At 45.9% G+C, this 19372-nt stretch carries 17 protein-coding genes, 1 tRNA gene and 2 pseudogenes; 11 read left to right on the top strand and 9 right to left on the bottom strand.

Annotated features, from left to right (window positions below):
- Positions 1-1179: pseudogene (locus B3N33_RS05850) on the top strand (NAD+ synthase); the annotation flags it as partial.
- 64 nt (positions 1180-1243) lie between these two features.
- Here B3N33_RS05850 and B3N33_RS05845 read toward each other — a convergent pair.
- The 8 genes and pseudogenes from B3N33_RS05845 to B3N33_RS05810 all read right to left on the bottom strand — a co-directional run.
- Positions 1244-1357: pseudogene (locus B3N33_RS05845) on the bottom strand (ATP-binding protein); the annotation flags it as partial.
- 138 nt (positions 1358-1495) lie between these two features.
- A complete protein-coding gene (locus tag B3N33_RS05840; RefSeq protein WP_292592461.1) occupies positions 1496-2896 on the bottom strand; it encodes a PAS domain-containing protein in 1401 nt (466 codons plus the stop codon).
- 293 nt (positions 2897-3189) lie between these two features.
- Positions 3190-3266: transfer RNA gene (locus B3N33_RS05835), tRNA-Thr, on the bottom strand.
- Positions 3267-3309: 43 nt separating this feature from the next.
- Positions 3310-4758 (bottom strand): aminomethyl-transferring glycine dehydrogenase subunit GcvPB, encoded by a 1449-nt coding sequence (gene gcvPB / locus B3N33_RS05830; RefSeq protein WP_214060413.1) that lies wholly within the window; start codon positions 4756-4758, stop codon positions 3310-3312.
- Positions 4755-6101: an aminomethyl-transferring glycine dehydrogenase subunit GcvPA gene (gene gcvPA / locus B3N33_RS05825; protein ID WP_214079536.1), complete on the bottom strand. Its 1347-nt coding sequence runs from the start codon at positions 6099-6101 to the stop codon at positions 4755-4757. Before gcvPA ends, gcvPB begins: the two co-directional genes overlap by 4 nt.
- Position 6102: 1 nt before the next feature.
- The gene (gene gcvH, locus B3N33_RS05820; RefSeq protein WP_214060411.1) at positions 6103-6474 is read right to left on the bottom strand and encodes a glycine cleavage system protein GcvH; all 372 of its coding nucleotides are present in this window, start codon (positions 6472-6474) and stop codon (positions 6103-6105) included.
- Positions 6475-6488: 14 nt separating this feature from the next.
- On the bottom strand, positions 6489-7595 hold the full coding sequence (gcvT, locus tag B3N33_RS05815) for a glycine cleavage system aminomethyltransferase GcvT (RefSeq protein ID WP_214079535.1): 1107 nt from the start codon (positions 7593-7595) through the stop codon (positions 6489-6491).
- The gene (locus B3N33_RS05810) at positions 7588-7821 is read right to left on the bottom strand and encodes a DUF2007 domain-containing protein (RefSeq protein ID WP_214079534.1); all 234 of its coding nucleotides are present in this window, start codon (positions 7819-7821) and stop codon (positions 7588-7590) included. Before B3N33_RS05810 ends, gcvT begins: the two co-directional genes overlap by 8 nt.
- A 151-nt stretch (positions 7822-7972) precedes the next feature.
- Here B3N33_RS05810 and pfkA point away from each other — a divergent pair, with 151 nt between their 5' ends.
- From pfkA to B3N33_RS05760, 10 genes are all read left to right on the top strand, one after another.
- Positions 7973-8932: a 6-phosphofructokinase gene (gene pfkA / locus B3N33_RS05805; RefSeq protein WP_349680399.1), complete on the top strand. Its 960-nt coding sequence runs from the start codon at positions 7973-7975 to the stop codon at positions 8930-8932.
- Positions 8933-8946: 14 nt separating this feature from the next.
- Complete coding sequence (gene pyk / locus B3N33_RS05800) at positions 8947-10365, top strand: pyruvate kinase (RefSeq protein ID WP_214079533.1); 1419 nt, start codon at positions 8947-8949, stop codon at positions 10363-10365.
- Between the two features lie 206 nt (positions 10366-10571).
- The gene (gene groES, locus B3N33_RS05795; RefSeq protein WP_214079532.1) at positions 10572-10841 is read left to right on the top strand and encodes a co-chaperone GroES; all 270 of its coding nucleotides are present in this window, start codon (positions 10572-10574) and stop codon (positions 10839-10841) included.
- Positions 10842-10854: 13 nt separating this feature from the next.
- Positions 10855-12477, top strand: coding sequence for a chaperonin GroEL (gene groL, locus B3N33_RS05790; protein ID WP_214079531.1), 1623 nt, complete (start codon positions 10855-10857; stop codon positions 12475-12477).
- 356 nt (positions 12478-12833) lie between these two features.
- The gene (locus tag B3N33_RS05785; RefSeq protein WP_292592458.1) at positions 12834-14465 is read left to right on the top strand and encodes a hypothetical protein; all 1632 of its coding nucleotides are present in this window, start codon (positions 12834-12836) and stop codon (positions 14463-14465) included.
- A 23-nt stretch (positions 14466-14488) separates the two neighbouring features.
- A complete protein-coding gene (locus B3N33_RS05780) occupies positions 14489-15586 on the top strand; it encodes an AAA family ATPase (RefSeq protein ID WP_214079529.1) in 1098 nt (365 codons plus the stop codon).
- Positions 15576-16769 (top strand): VWA-like domain-containing protein, encoded by a 1194-nt coding sequence (locus tag B3N33_RS05775; protein ID WP_214079528.1) that lies wholly within the window; start codon positions 15576-15578, stop codon positions 16767-16769. Before B3N33_RS05780 ends, B3N33_RS05775 begins: the two co-directional genes overlap by 11 nt.
- Positions 16766-17635, top strand: a complete 870-nt coding sequence (locus tag B3N33_RS05770) for a DUF4895 domain-containing protein (protein WP_292592456.1) — start codon at positions 16766-16768, stop codon at positions 17633-17635. Before B3N33_RS05775 ends, B3N33_RS05770 begins: the two co-directional genes overlap by 4 nt.
- Before the next feature lie 11 nt (positions 17636-17646).
- Positions 17647-18159, top strand: coding sequence for a hypothetical protein (locus tag B3N33_RS05765; RefSeq protein WP_292592454.1), 513 nt, complete (start codon positions 17647-17649; stop codon positions 18157-18159).
- Positions 18146-18754 carry a metal-dependent hydrolase gene (locus B3N33_RS05760; RefSeq protein ID WP_292592453.1) on the top strand — a complete coding sequence of 203 codons (609 nt, stop codon included), beginning with the start codon at positions 18146-18148 and terminating at the stop codon, positions 18752-18754. Before B3N33_RS05765 ends, B3N33_RS05760 begins: the two co-directional genes overlap by 14 nt.
- A gap of 100 nt (positions 18755-18854) precedes the next feature.
- Here the strand turns inward: B3N33_RS05760 and B3N33_RS05755 are convergent.
- On the bottom strand, positions 18855-19372 hold a 518-nt coding region (locus tag B3N33_RS05755), incomplete at its 5' end, for a class II aldolase/adducin family protein (protein WP_292592451.1).

The following is a 19372-nucleotide window of genomic DNA, read 5'->3' as shown; positions in this document are numbered from 1 at the left end:
TCGCAGAAGCATAAAACCCGGTCTTCTCTTCTGCTGACGAGAGCGATGGAGTATTCCAGCACCATAGCCTACTGTAACCTGGTTGGTGCTCAGGATGATCTAGTATTCGATGGAAGGAGCTGCGTAGCAATGCCAGACGGGAGGCTGGTGGTCGGGAGGGCCTTTGAGGAAGATCTGCTTGTGCTGGACATAGACACAGATATTTCCACCAGATACAACCTCTTTGAAGGAAAAAGGAAGGTCTACTCCAAGAACGTGAGTATCGAAGAAGTGACAGTTGAACCATCATACAGGGAAACAGCTTCAGAGCTTGCTGTTCGAAGAGAATCAGAACTGAGTAAATACGACGAGTTGATAGCCGCTTTGGAACTTGGTATAGGAGACTACTTGAAGAAGAACAACTTCGAGAGGATAGTTCTTGGGCTAAGTGGAGGAATGGACTCCGCCCTAGTAGCGGCTCTTGCAGTAAGGGCGATAGGTAAAAACAATGTCAAAGGCGTGTTCATGCCTTCACGAATAACCTCGAATGAGTCTAGAAGAGATGCAATGGAGCTTGCAGAGAATCTGGGCATTGAGATCCTTGAGGTACCGATCGAGAGCATAATGGATTCTACTCTAAAGGCCTTAAAGACTACCTTCAAGGATGCAGCGGAAGATGTTACTGAAGAAAACCTGCAGGCAAGAATCAGGGGAAACATTCTCATGGCGCTTTCAAACAAGTTTGGATGGCTTGTACTTGTAACAGGCAACAAGAGTGAGATGGCAACGGGATACTCAACTCTCTACGGAGATATGGCGGGCGGACTTGCGGTTCTTAAGGATCTCTACAAGACTCAGGTCTATATGATCGCAGAACGCTTGAATGAACTTGAAGAGAAAGATGTCATTCCGAGCAATGTATTCTTGAAGGCACCGTCGGCAGAACTTAAGGAAGGTCAGAAGGATCAGGACACTCTCCCTCCATATGAGATTCTAGATGAAATCCTCAGGTTTCACATAGAAGAAGGTCTCTCAGCGGAGGAGATCGTACTCGAGGGGTTCGAAAGGTCAACAGTAGAGCATTCGCTGAAACTGTTGAGAAAGAACGAGTACAAGCGCAAGCAGTGCGCTCCTGGGATAAAGGTTTCCAAAAGAGCGTTTGGGAAAGACTGGAGAATGCCAATCACAAATCATTACTGAATGTTTTTGGCCTAGGAAATACGGTACTTGGCCAGATAAAAATCCAGAACCCGGGATTAACTGTTTAGCCTCTAAGGTTAGAGTGCTCCAATCTGTAACTTCTTCCCGTAAAAACGAACAGATGGCAATGATGAACTAGTCTGTCAATTATTGCGCTTGTCAGTTTATCGTCATAATATCGTTCACGAAGAGGTGCTTGAATGGCAAGACTCATAGTAGCTCGGTTTCGGAATCTAGAATGACTCAACCAATATGGCCGCTTATGCGGGGAAATGCAACTACCATTAATTGCTTAATCTTTGTTACGGCTTATTACTTAGTCCGTCTGCCTTCCTAGAAAGATGGTGCCTACCTCTCTGCCGGAATCGCGCACAATCTTCTTGGTGAACTCAACTGGGGGTTCTGAGTTGCTGTTGTCAGGGAATCTTATTCTCTTTCCTGATGATTCAGAAGATCTAGATGCAGCCATCTCAAGAAAGGCCCGGAGAGTCTTAGAATTCGTTTCGTTAGGACCTCTTCCTTGTTCTTCTTCGAGTTTTGTGTTGAAGTATTCTTCTGCAGCTTCATTCATGTAGATCAATCTATTCTCCATGTCTGTCGCGACAGCCAGGTCTCCCGTTCCGTTGAGGAGCAGGGAATGGAGATTGGCTCGTTTCTGAAGCTCGATGCTCTCGGTGACGTCAATTCCAATCACAAGCTCATATACATTCTCATCGACTCTCAACATACTTCTTTTCTCTTCTACAGTAAATACGGAACCGTCCTTTCTCTTGTGCAGGTGTCTTCCTTTCCATTTTCCAGACTTCATTATGGAGAATTGCATGGACTTTGCTTCTACCTCGTCTTGCACCAGATACGAAGTGAGACTGTCCCCTATCATTTCCTCAAGATCATAACCATGAATCTCCGCAGCAAATCTGTTCAGATAGACTATTCTTCCCTTCTCGTCAACGGCTATCGCAATCTCCTCAGCATTGTCCAGAAAACGCCATTGGAAGATTAGTTCTTCCCTATCCCTCTTCTGCTTCGAAACGTCCATGAATGTTAGTTGTACAACTCTCTCTGCACCGTATAACATTTCTGAAGTGTTGAAAATCACGTAGATTTTCCCCCCGGCCTTCGTCAGCATTACGATCTCTCTATCGGTGTCAAAGCTCTCTCTACCAAGAATAGTCTGCAGGGCAAAGGGTTCATCGTATAAAAGATCCTGTATACTCATCTTCTCGATCTCTTCTTCTGAGTACCCGAGAAGGCTCTGCGCAAACTTATTACAGAAGATTACGTTTCCATCTCTCTTTCTAAGGATGAGCATTCCGCATCCCATACTATTGACGAGGCCCATATACTTTTCTCGCTCGAAATCCAGAGTCTTCTGAAGTCGGTGCTTTTCAAGCATTGAGTAGACGATTTCTGGAAGATAATGCAGGTAACCCGGTCCCTTTAGCAAATACTCGCCCGGTACCAGGGAGAACTTCTCTATTGACTTCTCACTTCCGACAAGGCAAAGGTATGGAATTGTTCCTGCACGAAGATTATTGATGATGTCTTCACTGACATAATCAAAGATCATAGCATCTGAAAATCGACCAAACTCGTCAGACACCTCTTCGACGTATCTGACGTCAAAACGATCATCGAAAGCCTCAATTAACCTTCTTGCATCCTTCTGGCTTCTTCCCACCAGGATTATTCTTGGCTTTGAATAGAAATCAAACACAGACTTCACCCCTGAATAGAACGCACCGAACAGCGAGAGTACCTATACATCCACCCAAAAAGCAAAGAATTGCCAAATCTGACCGTAAACGGAGCTAGACTCACAGTGTTCTTAACGGAGGTTACAGTCGTATTGCTTTCAAATACCGTTCAAAGCCTTACAAGGAGAACTGGATGGTTATAGCTACGCAAAGAAAGTTACATTTTCATTCTAGCATAGATTGTAATAAGATTCAAAATTAGTACTTTTTCGCATGATCAAAAAAAAACCGGACTTTCGTCCGGTTATATAGATGGAGCAGGCGATGAGATTTGAACTCACAACCTCCGCCTTACCAAGGCGGCGCTCGACCGATTGAAGCTACGCCTGCTCTGCTGAAACTATGATATCACAGCACTTTTTAAGTTTCAATATCAAGTTCCCTTGCTCCACCTTGTCTTTGGCTTTCTTGAAGCAGTTGCTTCATCAAGTCTTCCGACAACTGTCTTCTGAGGAGCAGCTTTGAGTATGCTGGGATCCTCCTTTGCCTCTTTCAGAATTTTCTCGAAAGTATCGGCAAAAGCATCTAGAACCTCTTTGGTCTCAGTCTCTGTAGGTTCTATCATCAATGCTTCATCCACAATCAGCGGAAAGTAGACTGTAGGAGGGTGTATTCCGTAGTCTAGGAGTCTTTTGGCAACATCCAGGGTCTTCACTTCATATTCTGATACAAGCTTGCTGCCTTTCAGAACGAATTCATGCATGCATATATCGGGATAGGCGGTCGGAATGAGCTTGTTGAGTTTGACTCGAAGATAGTTGGCATTTAAGACAGCCATCTCGCTAGCTCTCTTGAGACCATTGCCGCCCATGGATAATATGTATGCGTAAGCCTTCAGGAAAACACCGAAATTACCGTAGAAACTCCTAACTTTTCCTATTGAATTCGGAAGATTGTAATCAAATGAGAACTTCCGACCATCAAAATTAACCACAGGAACAGGTAGCAAGTCTGCAAGAAAGCTCTTCACTCCCACAGGGCCGCTTCCGGGGCCTCCCATTCCATGAGGTGTCGAAAAGGTTTTGTGCAAGTTTAAGTGAACGATATCAAAACCCATGTCGCCTGGCCTCGCGTGGCCCATTATCGCATTGAGATTGGCGCCGTCATAATAGAGCAAAGCGCCCTTCTTGTGCGCGGCCTCCTGAATCTCGCAGATCTCGTTTTCAAAAAGGCCCACTGTGTTCGGGTTGGTAAGCATTATTCCTGCTACGTCTTCATCAAGCATCTCAACAAGGCTATTAAGGGCAACCCTTCCATTGCTTCCTGAAGGTACTTCGACGACCTCAAAGCCTGCCATGGCTGCCGAAGCGGGGTTAGTCCCATGTGCTGAGTCAGGTACAATAACCTTCTTTCTGTTGCTTTCACCCCTCAGTTCGAAGTATTTTTTCATCAGAAGCATTCCGACCAGCTCGCCATGTGCCCCTGCGGCCGGTTGAAGAGTGAAGTTGCTCATTCCGGTGATCTCGCACAGAGAGTTCTGTAAGTTGAACATCACTTCTAAAGCTCCCTGGACAGTCTCTTCAGATTGGTACGGATGTATCTGACTGAAACCTTCAAGACCAGCGACTTTCTCGTTGAGCCTTGGATTGTACTTCATTGTACATGATCCAAGAGGATAGAAACCGGTATCAACTGAGTGGTTTTTCTCCGAGAGTCCGGTGTAATGCCTGATTACCTGAAGCTCGCTAAGCTGAGGAAGACCGGGATTCTTCTCTCTCAACCAGTCCTCACGTAGCAGATCTGAAGGGTCATAACCGTAGCTCTCTTCTTTCGGGAGATGAAAGGCCTTTCTTCCTTCAGTTGAAAGATCGAAAATCGTCATGATATCTCCTCCAGTCTGCCGGCAAAAAACTCAATCTCCTCGTTAAGATTAGCTTCTGTTGTACAGATAAGCCCATAACCCTTCATCTCTTCATTAAACCTTTCCAGTTCTAGCGGTCCTAATATCTTGTCTTCTAGTAGCCGTTCGTTAAACTCTTTCAAGTTACAGTCAAACTGTGCAACGAATTCGTTGAAAAAGGGGCCTGTGAAGACCAGCCGCACACGATCTGTTCTTCCAATTCTCTCTGCCAAATAATGAGCTTTGTCAAAAGATCTTTTCGCGATCTCTCTTATCCCATCAGAACCTATCATACTCATGTAGACTGAAGCGATCAGTGCGTTGAATGCATGGTTCGAGCAAATGTTGGATGTGGCCTTACTTCTTCTGATATGCTGTTCCCTTGTCTGGAGAACCATGACATATCCTGTGCGTCCATCACTGTCCTTTGTCTCTCCGATAATTCTTCCGGGCATCTTTCTTATATAGCTCTCTTTTGACGCGAAGAAGCCTAGACCCGGTCCGCCAAATGAAGGAGAATTGCCCAACGATTGACCTTCACCCACAACAACATCGGCTCCAAGCTTTCCGGGAGCTTCAAGTATTCCGAGAGCGATTGGGTCAGCGCATACTATAAGCATTGTCTTCTCGCCGATTCTGGTTCGAACCTCCGAAATGTTCTCGATTATTCCGAAGAAGTTTGGGTAGCCCAGCACAAAACCGGAAGTATCCTCGGTGAGTTTCTTTTCTAGATCGGCAAAATCCACCTGTCCTGTCTCGGAATCGAAAGCAACGGTTTCAACGCTTATGTCACTGCCAAAACAGTAGGTCTTGATCGTATCTATATACTCGGGATGAAGTGACCCCGAAACCAGGACCTTCTGACCCCCTCTTACCCTAACAGCCATCAGCGCAGCTTCTGCAGCTGCGCTTGCGCCATCGTACATAGATGAATTGGCTACCTCCATTCCTGTCAGCTCGCAGATCATCGTCTGGAATTCAAACAGCATCTGAAGAGTCCCCTGTGAGACTTCTGCCTGGTAAGGTGTATATGCGGTGAGAAACTCGCCTCTCGATGCGATCGCCTGAACCACGCTTGGAACGAAGTGTTTGTACACACCTGCCCCTCTGAAGACGGACAGGTCGTCAAGCGTTATGTTTTTCTCACTAAGTTCTTTCAGATCTCTGAGTACAGTGAATTCATCCTTGCTTTCGGGTATTGAGATATCGACATCAAACTTATCGGGGATATCCTTGAAAAGCTCTGAAACGCTCTTGACGCCAACTACCTCCAGCATTTCCTCGACATCCTTGTTGGTCTGGGGCAGATAAGGGAACTCAGGCATATTAGCCCTCCTCTTCACAGTGCTTCTTATACGCCTCCAAGTCCATCAGGCTGTCAAGTTCCGATTCATCTGCAACTTCAATTCTCACTATCCAGCCTTCGCCTTCGGCATCATCGTTAATCTTCTCGGGTGAGGAATCAAGCTCCTCATTCACCTCAACGATTTTCCCGCTTACGGGAGCGTATATGTCACTTGCCGCTTTTACAGACTCTATCGTGCAGAAGACATCGCCCTTCTTAAGAGACTTGCCTACTTCAGGAAGGTCTACGTACACAATGTCACCCAGATGGTCTTGAGCGTGATCTGAAATACCAACTGTTGCTACCTTTCCTTCAACCGATACCCATTCGTGAGTTGCCGCGAACTTCTTCATTACAAATCTCCTCCTTAACTTTTCGATTTTACAGAGCCTCTATAGAAAGGTGTTTTGACAACTACTGCAGGTGACTTCTTCGATCGAATTTCGACCTGCACTTCTGAGCCGCTCTTCCAGTAATCCTTTTCCAGATATGCTAGAGCGAGAGATTTGCCGAGCGTTGGAGAAAATACTCCGCTCGTGATCCAACCGATCTTCTTCTCACCGTCAAAGACCTCAAATCCATGCCTCGCGATACTCCTGCCGGATAGTTCTAGTCCCTTGAGCTTGTACTTTGTCCCGTTTGCTAGTTGTTCTTCCAGAATAGCTTTGCCGATGAAGTCTTTGTCCATCTTTACCGTCCATTTGAGACCCGCCTCAAGAGGGGTTGTCTCATCGGAGAGTTCGTTGCCATAAAGCATGTAGGAAGCCTCAAACCTTAGTGTATCTCTTGCTCCAAGGCCGATAGGCTTCACACCTAAACCAGCTCCCGTCTCAAGTATCTTTCTCCAAAGAGGGATAGCACCCTGAGGATCGATATACAGCTCAAACCCGTCTTCTCCCGTATAGCCTGTACGAGAAACCAGCGCCTGAATGCCGTTCACTCTGCCGTACACGAAATGGTAGAAGGGAATGTCCGCCAATTTGACCTGCGATATTTCCTGTAATATCCCCTCTGCATGAGGTCCCTGAAAGGCGATCTGCGCAAAGTCGTCGGATGCGTCTTTAATTTGCACGTCGAAAGCACCCTTGTTTTTCGTGATCCACTCGAAATCTTTGTCTTTGTTTGAAGCGTTAACTACGAACATCACCTTTCCATTGCCTATTCTGTAGACCAATACGTCATCGACTATCCCACCATTTTCATTGCACATTGGAGAATAGACTATGGCTCCGTTCTTCAGCGAAGAGACTGAGTTTGTTATCAAATAGTCCGAAAACCGAATAGCATCGGGTCCCACAATTTCGATTTCTCCCATGTGCGAGACATCAAAGAGGCCGGCTTCCTTCCTGACAAGATTGTGCTCGTTGATTATCGAATCAAACTGCAAAGGCATCTCCCATCCAGCAAAATCAACCAACTTTCCCTTTAGTCTCACATGTTCGCTGTAAAGCGGCGTTCTCTTTAGATCACTCATCCGTTTCTTCCCTCCCCCTCTCTTGCAAGTCTTCAAAGATCTGAACGGCTTCTTCGAAATCATCGTCGGCTATAATAATGTCTACTAAGCCGCCCGAATCAAAGTAAATACTGTCGGTGTATGCGAAATGAGAATCCACCAGTTCCGAGAAGATTCCTTCTTTTAGAAGGATTTCCTGATACATTTTTGCTTCAAACTCCGGAATTCCTGACTTGAGGACCTTCATTCGATCACCTCCTGTTTCACCTGAAATTATACACCAAGTAATTAGATAAGTTAACTTCTGGACGCATTTCTGGCTGGTGATTATAGAATCGCAATGTGCTAGAATGTAGTCGGTTAGCTAAGTGCAGTCATCGTTAGGAGGGATAATGATGATAAAGAAGGTCGGGGTCCTCACCAGTGGAGGGGATTCGCCAGGGATGAATGCAGCTATAAGGGCAGCTGTAAGAACTGCCCAGACAGATGAAATAGCAGTTGTAGGAATTAGGAGAGGGTACTCTGGTCTGCTTGATGAAGAGTTCGTCGATATGGATTACTCCTCGGTCGGAGGAATAATGGAGAAAGGTGGAACGGTCCTCAGGAGTTCCCGATGCGAAGAGTTCAAGACCGAGGAAGGTAGAGCTAGGGCTGCCGAAGTCCTGAGAAATAATCACATTGAAGCTCTTATTGTCATCGGAGGAGAGGGGAGTCTTTCCGGTGCAAAACTGCTTATGGAAGAAAACGGAATTCCAGTTGTCGGCATTCCGGGAACAATAGATAACGACATTGCTATGACAGACATGTGTATAGGGGTGGATACGTGTTTGAATACCTGTGTCGAATCAATTCAGAAGCTCAAAGACACTGCTTCTTCTCACGAAAGGGCATTTGTAGTGGAGGTAATGGGTAGGAACTCCGGTTACGTGGCACTTGCTTCGGGTATTGCCGTTGGAGCGGAAGCAATAATAGTTCCTGAACTCCCCGTAGATTATGAGTCGATAGCCGATAAGATTTTGAAAGAAAGGAAAAGAGGAAAGATCAACTGCATCATTGTAGTTGCCGAAGGTGCATCAAGTGCCTTCACTGTTGCCAGACATGTAGAACACAGAATTGGGTACGAGACGAGAATAACCATCTTAGGTCATATTCAGAGAGGCGGTTCACCGACTGCTTTTGACAGGGTTCTCGCTTCGAGAATGGGATACGCTTCCATTAAGGTGCTCGAAAAGGAAGAAGGCGGCCTTATGATGGCATTGAAAGGCGGAAAAATCGCTGCTGTACCTCTCGAAGAAGTTCTTTCCAACAAAAGGACGTTGGATATGGAACTGGTTGAAATGGCGAAAATACTCTCCTGACGGGGTGATCTGCTTTGAGAAAGACCAAGATTGTCTGCACTATCGGACCTGTTACTGAGACTCCGGAAATGCTGAGGGCTCTCATACAGAGAGGGATGGATGTTGCCAGGCTGAATACAACTCATGGCAATATTACTGAACACAAGGATAGAATCAGGAAATTGAAAGAGATTCGCCAATCAATGAGATCTCCTCTCACGATCTTGCTGGACCTTTCAGGTCCAAAGATCAGAACAGGTGTCTTCAGAATTCCTTATGTGGAGCTCCCGAAGGGAGGCGAGTTTGTTCTTACAACTGAAGACATTGAAGGAGACGATACGATTGTAAGTGTTAACTACAATAAGCTCCCAGAGGAAGTGAAGGCCGGGAATCTTATTATGATGGATGATGGAAAGATCAAGCTTAAGGTTTTATCCGTCACAAAGTCCGAAGTTAGGACAAGAATCTTGAGTGGGGGAGTTGTAACTCACAGAAGAGGAATCAACCTTCCGGGAATAGACATAAGCATACCGGCAATTACAGAAAAGGACAGGCGGTTCATTGAACTGGGAATCGAGGAACAAGTTGACTACTTTGCGCTATCCTTTGTCAGGAGACCGGAAGACGTTCTTCACGCAAAGAAGGTAGTTGAGGAGTTTGGAGGATCTATTCCTATAGTATCCAAGATAGAGACGGAACAGGCGCTGAAAAACATTGAGAAGATAGCAGAAGTTTCCGATGGTATGATGGTTGCCAGAGGCGATCTGGGTGTTGAGATACCCGTTGAGGAGGTGCCGGTCGCTCAGAAGAAGATCATTAGGTTCGGCAATCAGAAGCGGATTCCTGTGATAACGGCAACCCAGATGCTTGAATCTATGATAGAGAATCCAGCGCCAACGAGGGCCGAAGCAACGGATATTACCAATGCGATCATTGACGGTACTGATGCCATAATGCTTTCTGGTGAGACTTCGATTGGTAAATATCCTCTGGAAGCTGTGACAGTTATGGATCTAACGGCAAGATCAGCGGAAAGGTATCTTAAGCAGGATCCTGGTTTGCTGAGGTGGACAAGAGAAAAGGTTTCAACAGACGATCACACAGATGCTATCTGCAGAGCAGCGTGGGACATTAGCGAAGCGCTGAAGGTGAAGGTCATTGTAAGCTCCACTTTCTCTGGACACACTGCAAGAAATGTCTCGGGGTTCAGGCCAAGGGCTCATATACTTGCGGTTACTCCCAATGAAGCAACGTATTATAGGCTAAACCTCGTTTGGGGAGCTCATCCAGTATTAATGGGTCTTGGCAATTCTACAGACGATCTTGTTGAAGTTGCCGGGCCTCTTGCAAGACAGCTTAAGCTTGTGAAAAGCGGGGATACGATAATTCTTACCGCTGGCATTCCGTTTGGAACTAGTAACTCTACCAATATATTGAAACTGGAGATTGCGTAGCCGTGAGCTCGAGTGGCGAGAGTGGGACGAAGATAATCAGAAAAACCGGGGGAAAGAGAGCATAAACGCCCTCGAACACCCTTAATCTTTCATGTTTACGATCATTTAACACTGGAAGCCCTTGAAGAAATCACAATGTTGTTTTATCATTTATTAGCAGACTATTACTTTGAGTGCTAAATATACAATACGAAAGGAGGCTTTTTATGAAGGTAGTTCCCCTTGGTACAAGATTACTGATTAAGCCTTATGAGGAAGAGAAGAAGACATCAGGTGGTATCGTTCTTCCAGACGCTGCGAAGGAAAAGCAGATGACTGCGAAGGTAATTGCAGTTGGCGAGAAAGTCGAGGATATTGACCTTAAGGAAAACGACAAGGTCCTCTATTCCAAGTATTCCGGTACGGAGATCAAGATCGATGAAGATGACTACATAATCATCGATCAGGATGATGTCCTGGCAAAGATCGAAGATTGAAGGAGGAATCAGTATGGCTAAGATTCTGAAATACAGCGAAGAAGCACGAAGATCACTTGAAAAAGGCGTAGATGCTGTAGCAAATGCAGTTAAGATAACGCTTGGTCCGAAAGGTAGAAACGTAGTTCTCGAGAAGAGCTGGGGTTCTCCAACGATAACCAATGATGGTGTATCGATTGCAAAGGAGATCGAACTGGAAGATAAATTCGAAAACCTTGGAGCGCAGCTCGTAAAAGAAGTAGCCTCCAAGACAAATGATATTGCCGGTGACGGAACCACAACAGCCACAGTTCTTGCCCATGCAATGATCAAGGAAGGTTTGAAGAACGTTACAGCCGGAGCCAACCCTATTCTCATGAAGAAGGGAATCCAGAAAGCAACCGAGACTGCCGTTTCACACATAAGATCTCTCTCCAAGAAGATTTCTTCAAGAGAAGATATCGCTTCCGTTGCGGCTATCTCGGCCAATGACACTGAAATTGGCGAGCTTATAGCCGAAGCAATGGACAAGGTCGGTCAGGATGGAGTAATAACGGTAGAAGATTCAAAGACTCTCGAAACACACGTTGAATTCGTTGAGGGTATGCAGTTTGACAGAGGGTACATCTCTCCTTACTTCGTTTCCGATCCGGAAAAGATGGAAGCGATAATTAAAGAACCGTTAATTCTCATAACCGATAAGAAGGTCTCGGCAGTTAAGCCGCTTGTCCCGATCCTGGAGAAGGTCGCGCAGGCAGGAAAGCCACTTGTCATAATTGCTGAGGACATTGAAGGCGAAGCACTTTCCACCCTCGTACTCAACAAACTGAGAGGTACTCTCGATTCAGTAGCGGTTAAGGCCCCTGGATTCGGGGATAGAAGAAAGGCAATGCTCCAGGACATCGCCATTCTCACTGGAGGCACTGTAATAAGTGAAGAAGTTGGGCTTACTCTGGAAAACGCAACGATAAACGATCTCGGTAGCGCAGGTGTTGTGAAGGTTAAGAAGGACGATACCATAATCGTTGACGGAAAGGGAGATCCTGAAAAGATCAAGCAGAGAATCGGTCAGATCAAAGTTCAGATCGATCAGACAACTTCCGAATACGAAAAAGAAACTCTACAGGAAAGGCTCGCCAAGCTCTCAGGAGGCGTAGCGGTAATTAAGGTTGGTGCTGCGACAGAGACAGAGCTGAAGGAGAAGAAACATAGAATCGAAGATGCTCTCTCCGCTACAAGAGCGGCAGTTGAGGAAGGAATAGTTGCTGGAGGCGGAGTTGTCCTTGCAAGAGCAAAGAAGCCCGTTCAGGAACTCTTTGACAGCACAGAGAATCCTGATATCAAGATCGGTGTTAAGGTAGTTCTCAAGGCTCTAGAGGCTCCGATCAGACAGATTGTTGAGAACGCCGGTTTAGACGGAGCAGTAGTTGTCGACAAGATACTTCATAGCGATGACAATGCATACGGCTACGATGCTCTGAATGATGTCTATACAGACATGTTCAAGGTCGGTATCATTGATCCCGCAAAGGTAACAAGAAGTGCTCTTCAGAATGCAGCTTCTATCGCAGCAATACTCCTGACGACAGAGGCAACTCTAACAGAGAAACCAGAAGAAAAACCTCAGGCTCCGATGCCACAGATGCCAGAGTACTGATAAGAGAATCACTTTGAAGGGAGAGCTTGCTCTCCCTTTTTTTATATATACTTTCAGATGATTAAAGTAATCAATAATTTGATCGAAACCGGTCTTCTACTCCAATAATCGGGGTGGGAGTATTTCTGAGAATGGAGTAATCTGTCGTACCTTCTTATTACAGCATTGAACCTATTACTATCTGGCAGCTTACAACTCGGAACCTGAAACTCATTCCATCAGCGTCCAGCGTCAAGCGATTCTTCCCACTACCCATGGAGCAGCCTGCAAGCTCGACTGTTTCCTGAAATCAAAACCAGAAGTTCTTCAGGGATGTGTTATGAAGAATCCAAGCTTCTTTATGGCAGAATATTCATATGAGGGATTTCTTTGTAATCATCAAGTGGAGAACTATAGAAGGTTACAGAATGCTGACAAGGCAGGGTAAGAGAGCGATTATTGCAACTTTCCTTGCAGTAGTCATTGTGATAGCTATAGGTGTTCCGATTACTTTCTATCTGAGAGGCTTTCTTGTTCCGAATTTCTCTAGAGTTGCAGGTTTATCCGACCAGCTCAAAGAGCTTACCGGAATTGACCTGAAGCTAATAGTCATCTCCTTTTTTTCCGCGATAATATTCTCTATACTTCTGGGTAGCGATCTTCCAATCGTAGTTTCGAATCTTTTCTTCTCCGATAGGGCTGAGATGCTGCTCAGTTTGCCGGTTAAGAAGTCTACGGTTGCGAATGTACAACTGCTTGAGGTTCTCGCTGCGGGAGGATTGCCCATACTCCTATTTGCGCCGATCTTCATGGCTGCACTGAGAGGGCTTGGCTATTCGGGAGGGAGATTCTGGATGGCCCTGGTCTTGTTGTTTGTATTTGTGCTTGACACTCTGGTGATAACCGCAATTATCTCTTTTGGAATAGTATTCCTTTCCAAGGGGCGGTTTCTCAAGACTCTCTCTGCCATGATGACTATGGTGACTATCTTCGTCTTCATTTTCACGTTGCGCTTCATGGACTTCTCTACTATAGATCTTGCAAGGCCGGATCAGGTTGCCGATCAGTTCGGAGGTCTCCAGAGAGTCATCACCTCTCCATATCTACCTTGGACACCCTTTGTAAGGGCAATAACCGGAGAGACCACGGATCTTCTTGTTTTCATTACTACTTCGGCAGTTTTGTTTGTTTTGCTTGGCTTCCTAGAAGTCTTTGTTTATCCAACCGTTCTTCAGAAGCTTATGACAAGACCAATAGGAAATGCAGCTCTTCATTCAAAAGAGAGGTTTAGGAGACACAACGTACTATTGGGTTTGATTATTAAGGATCTCCTTCTGCTGGTCAGGGAGCCCAAACTGACGTTTGCCTTTCTCTATCCCTCGCTGTTTGTGCCTGTAGTAGTGTTTGTTAACCCTGCGCTTCTGAACAGCTTCGGGGTTCTGCAGCTCCTTGGTCTTATAGTCTTTCTTTTCAGTAACTACACAACTGTCTCTTCAACGGCTCTATTTGCCTTTGAACGTCAGATTGGGGATGGCGTATGGTTGTTTCCAATAAGAAGGATAAAATCTGTGCTTTCAAAGTCTATTGTTGTCAGCTCGCTATATTCTTTGATAATACTGGTTGTTGGTTTGTATGTGTCTTCAAATGCATCTCAGTATAGGGCTTTCATGATGAATTTCCTCATTCTAATGATTCCAACAATTTTCACGCTCTCATTGTTCGGGGGCTTTCTTGAGAAGAGCTTCGGGACCAAAGATACAAGAAATGTCTTCAAGGCGCTCAGTCTACCGGGTGCAATACTCTCGTTCTTATTTTCCACACTGTTGCCGGTTTTTTCTACCCTTCCACTTACCCTCTATCTTGCAAGAGATATTGGACTCTTTCTTGGTTTCCTCAATGTTCCGGTTGCCTCTCCATTCACATGGTTGTTTGGGCTGGTATTCCCACTCGCTCTATGGGCAGTCATTACATGGGCATCGTTAAAGTCGCTGTGCTATAATTTTGTCTGAATGAGGATTTTGGAGGGATAGGCTTGAAGGTTCAGGACGTAAAACACTTGAGCAGGAAGATCATGGAATCCGGGGAGATCCCGCTTCTTTGGGGTCACTTTGGGGTAGGAAAGACCGATCTTGCTAGGGAGATTGCAGCTGAGACGGGCAGAGAGTTGATAATCCTAGTCATATCACAGATGGAGCCAGGTGACCTTATCGGGATGCCGTCGAGAGACGGCGAACGAACCTTGTTTTTGAGGCCCGATTGGTGGCCGACTGAAGGCAATGTGATACTCATGATAGATGAGATAAATAGGGCTCATAGATCAATCAGGAATGCAATTATGCAACTTCTAATAGATAGAAGAATACACAACCATTTTCTACCCGAAGGTTGTTGGATAATGGCCGCGGCAAATCCGCCGGATGAAGAATATGATCAGGTTGAACTTATTACGGATCCTGCCTTTATGTCGCGATTCTTCCACATAGAACTGACTCCCGATCCAGAAGAATGGCTTAAGTGGGCAGAGCTCCAGAAGATGCCGGAGACTGTTACCAACTTCATAGGTGAGTATCCAGAGTTTCTTTCAAGAGACACGGTTGTCTCGATGCGGCTGGAATTGAGACCGAGCCCCCGTAGCTGGTACAAATTGGGGAGAGTATACGCGGGTCTTTCAAGCATGGAGATCGAAAAGTTCGGCTATGTAATCGCCGCCGGCATAGTAGGACCGGAAGCGGCCAGAACTTTCATGAGTAAGATTCAGGGCAGCGAGCTCCTTCCTTCTCCCCGAACTCTGCTTCTCGAACTGGATGAGAATATCCTTTCGAGACTCTCTGGAGGTGATATCTCGGCGACTAGCGCCTCGATTCTCCGTATCACAAAGCATCTTTCTGAGATAGATGATTTACAGGTTCAGGAATACTTCCAGAATGTACCTGTAATCTCGGAAAACCTTCTCAGGATAGGCAGAGTCATCCCGAAAGACTCGTTCTTTTCGGTAATAAGACATATTGTGCACCAGGTCGAGGGGGAAAAGGGATTAAAACGGGCCTTCTACGAGAATCTTCTCGAAGAACTTGCCATGGACCATGATGTTCTGAAATTCCTTCAGAGGAGCGAAAAGGATGAGAAATGAGGAGTTGATGGAAAGGGCTGTTTTCGAATTAGGCAAGGACAGCCCCTTCTACAATTTCCTGCTTCTCTTCATCGACAGAATTCCCTCTCCTTCGGTCAGGACGATGAAGTTGAGGGTGAGCTCCAGGGGGAGATTTCAACTTCTATACAATCCGGATACACTTCGAAACAAACCACTTACATTTTCGAAGGCGCTTTTGAAGCACGAGTGTCTTCATATAGTGAATGGACACATTCTGATACCCGTCAACAAATCCAGAGAGAAGATGCTCTGGGATATATCCATGGATGCCGCAGTAAATCAGTTCATACGCGAGCTTGACGCTTTCAGTCTTCCTATGGACTCTCTTCTCCAGGAAGGTTGTGGAACCGATAATGAGAGATTCTTCGTTGGACCTCCGATGCAGCATCCGGGAATGACGGCAGAGTTCTACCACGACTGGGGCCTTGACTTCATGAAGAAAAACAAGACCATTGATCTTGAGCTTCTGGACTCAAGCATATCCAGGCCCGATTCACATGAGGATTTTGGAAGGTTTGAACTCCCGAAAGAGTTCGTTGAGGATCTTCTTAAACAGGTGATCTCAGAGACTATGGAAAAGGCTAAGGACGGAATGCCGGAGGGTCTTGAGGCGGTAATGAAACTGGTTCTTGACAACCCGATCCTTGACTGGAGAAACATGATTAGGCGGTTCTTCGGTTCATCGATGCAGGTTGGCAGATACCGAACTCCTATGAGACCTAACAGAAGATATGATGATCAGCCCGGCTGGAGAAACGATTACGCAGCAAAACTCGTTGTCGTAGTCGATACTAGCGGGAGCATAATAGAAGAGGAGTTCAACGCCTTCTTCAGTGAGATAGATGAGGTTACTAGAGTCACAGACTCACGGGTCTGGCTGGTGCAGGTGGACGAGACTGTGCAGAGTGTCATGAAGTATGGAAAGGGTATGTGGAGAGATCTTAAGTTAATGGGTAGAGGGGAGACCGATCTTCAGCCTGCCGTTGACTACGCTCAGGAAAAACTCAGACCTGAAGGACTTCTGCTATTCACGGATGGATTTACCGATCTTCCTACGATTTCGAGAAGGGCGTTGTTTGTTCTTCCAAAGAGCCACAATCCAGAGTTCGCCCAGGAGGCAAAATCTATCTATGGACGATCATCGGTGGTGTTCCTTAAGTGACATACTATGCCGGTCCAGAAAGCTATAGAAACAAGCTCAAGGCGGTTTACGAGAGCGTCGAAAGCAATTTTCCATCTTACGCGAAACTGGTTGTTGAGCGGTCTGATAGACTTGACAATGCTTTCGGCCATTTCATGACGCTTGTAGTTCAAACTTCGAAGGGGAATGCACCGGTTCTTTCAGTTTTCGTAGACAGTGAGGGCAGAGGCTTTGTAGGACTCTCCAATTCGTCTCCTTTCGAGACGGCCAGCGCCTTGTACAGATTCTCGAACGAAGAGGAAGAACCTATCGTTGATGATTTCTCCAGTGTCTTCGAAGAGGGAGCTGAGCTGGTATTCCATAGGGCGATCTTTCAGAGTCCGTTGAAGCTGTACTTCCTCGCTTATTTTGGCAATGAAAGACTTCTTCGTAAAGAGATTCTGAAGGATTCTCTCCGTGGAAAGGACTACTTCAGGCTGCCTGAAATGATTGACGATGCCCTCTTTTCTATATGCAGAGACAACTATAGAAGATGGATAGAGTTCGATGACGGGGAGGTCCTGATATTCCCCTTTCAGAATATCTTGAAGATTGCTTTTGGTCCTCCCAAAATAAACGAGAGTATCGACCGTTCAATAATACTGGAACTTTCAAGATTATTCAGGATCGAAGTCACAAAGAAGTGCGGTGTTCTGAGGAACGCCAGCGTCACTCCTAACATGAAAATAGCGAGACCGGTTTCAACCGTCTTCGAAATTGATCTGGTTGAATCCAAGCCGGTATACGATAGGCTCGAGGAATTCTACAAGTTCTACTCGAAATTTATATCTGAGACGGTAGACAAGATGCTGGAATTTATTCACAGAGATTTTCCGCTTGACGAATAGGGTGGTGTATCTTGGCAAGACAGACTTTGAAGATGTTTTATCCGATATCTATAAAGAACATCCGGAGATTGAAGGCCGGGGATCTTATCGAATACTCCGGACAGGTCTTACTTGCAGACGAAAAAACAATCGATAAGTATAGAATGTATGAAAGGCTTGAAGGAACACCCTTTCTAAATCTTTCAAGAGAGTTGATTCTCTTCTGTTTACCTGTTGAGGGGACACTCTACTCTGAGTCAATGAAGATCGAACCCGACGAGCTTGAATACCTCTTCATGTCTGGAATAACGGCAACCATTGGGCTGAATGTCGAAGAAGAAGAAATAACGGCAATCTACAGGCGGTTTTCGAGAGTAAACCTTTCTCTGTGCGACCGCACGGCCCTCTATCCGCTGGGTGTGAGTGAATCCGTTCCGGAGGAAGTAGAGTGTGGTATGAGCATATCTCTGAAAGACGTGCTTCTGTATGTCGATGTCTCGAGTCAGGGAACGAAATTTGGCAGTGATGCCGATGCCGGACTTTAGAACGCATGTTTACTGGGGAATAGCGACTTATCCTGTCTTCATCTTTCTCTCACTGACTACAATCGAGCTCTTGCATGTCTCTCCTCTTCAAGACAGCAGGCTGATAGGCTATGGATATCTCTTGTTTTTGTTGGGAAGCGATGTACCCGATATTGATTCAAAAAACGCTTTAATAAAGAGAATCTTCGAAGTGCTTATCGCTGGTCTCTTTGCCTGCGTCTTTTACTCTTCGGTGATTTCGCCAGAGATTCAGCCTATCGTTCTATCCTGGCTAAATTCTATGTCTCTTGCGGTTGCAATTTCCTTTTCCCTTGCTATTGCATTGGGCGTGATCGTCTCAAAAGCGATAAATCTTCTCAGTCACAGGGGCTTCTTTCATTCGTTATGGGGAGGATTTCTCTATGGCCTGATCATCGTGACAACGGTGCTTCTAAGATCGGAACTTCTTGGGGGCGAGATGAACTACACAGAAGTGCTGTTTCTCGGTGTTGCAGGTTCTGTCGGCTATTATCTTCATCTGGTTCTCGATAGAGTCCACGGTTTTGCTAGAGGCCGGAGAGTGCCTGCCGCTCAAAATGAAAAGGACAGTATATGAACTTAATGCTGCGTCCGAAAAGGAACTTCTTCCAAAAAGTCAGTCAGTGAAACAGACTCACAAGAGATATCACTGCCAAAGTTCCTAACGGTTGTACTATTCACTTGTTTTTCGGATCTTGTCCATAGTACGCGTCTTTCCCATGCTTTCGGAAATAGTGTTTGTCCATTATGTATCTTGGAAGGATGCTTGTTTCCGCGTTTATCAGAAGTGAAAGACATGCCGTCTTGGCTATCTCTTCAAGAATTATGCCGTTCTTGACTGCGTCCAGCACATCCTTTCCCCATGTGAAGGGCCCATGACCGGCGACGAGGACCCCCGGGGTTCCGAGGTAATCTCTGTCGGAAAAAGCTTCTTCGATTACCCTGCCTGTGTTCAACTCGTAATCAGTCTCTGTCTCTTCGGCGTTCAGAAATCTAGTACAAGGTACTTCATTGTAGAAGTGATCGGCGTGAGTTGTCCCAAAGCAGGGAATGTTTTTTCCCGCCTGTGCCCACGAAGTTGCCCAGGTTGAGTGGGTATGGACCACGCCGCCGATTTCCCCGAAGCATCTGTAAAGAAGAACGTGAGTTGGAGTGTCGGAAGAAGGCCTCAGCTCTCCTTCGACCACTCTTCCTT

It is taken from the genome of Mesotoga sp. UBA5825, assembly GCF_002432955.1.
GTDB lineage: Bacteria > Thermotogota > Thermotogae > Petrotogales > Kosmotogaceae > Mesotoga.
This window is presented reverse-complemented; position numbering and strand designations above follow the sequence as displayed.

Bases quoted from the DNA above. Each gene is read 5' to 3' on its own strand.
- gcvPB (WP_214060413.1), bottom strand. From the start codon at position 4,758: ATGACGATTTTCGATCTTTCAACTGAAGGAAGAAAGGCCTTTCATCTC.
- gcvPA (WP_214079536.1), bottom strand. From the start codon at position 6,101: ATGCCTGAGTTCCCTTATCTGCCCCAGACCAACAAGGATGTCGAGGAA.
- gcvH (WP_214060411.1), bottom strand. From the start codon at position 6,474: ATGAAGAAGTTCGCGGCAACTCACGAATGGGTATCGGTTGAAGGAAAG.
- gcvT (WP_214079535.1), bottom strand. From the start codon at position 7,595: ATGAGTGATCTAAAGAGAACGCCGCTTTACAGCGAACATGTGAGACTA.
- B3N33_RS05810 (WP_214079534.1), bottom strand. From the start codon at position 7,821: ATGAAGGTCCTCAAGTCAGGAATTCCGGAGTTTGAAGCAAAAATGTAT.
- groES (WP_214079532.1), top strand. From the start codon at position 10,572: ATGAAGGTAGTTCCCCTTGGTACAAGATTACTGATTAAGCCTTATGAG.
- groL (WP_214079531.1), top strand. From the start codon at position 10,855: ATGGCTAAGATTCTGAAATACAGCGAAGAAGCACGAAGATCACTTGAA.
- B3N33_RS05785 (WP_292592458.1), top strand. From the start codon at position 12,834: ATGAGGGATTTCTTTGTAATCATCAAGTGGAGAACTATAGAAGGTTAC.
- B3N33_RS05775 (WP_214079528.1), top strand. From the start codon at position 15,576: ATGAGAAATGAGGAGTTGATGGAAAGGGCTGTTTTCGAATTAGGCAAG.
- B3N33_RS05760 (WP_292592453.1), top strand. From the start codon at position 18,146: ATGCCGGACTTTAGAACGCATGTTTACTGGGGAATAGCGACTTATCCT.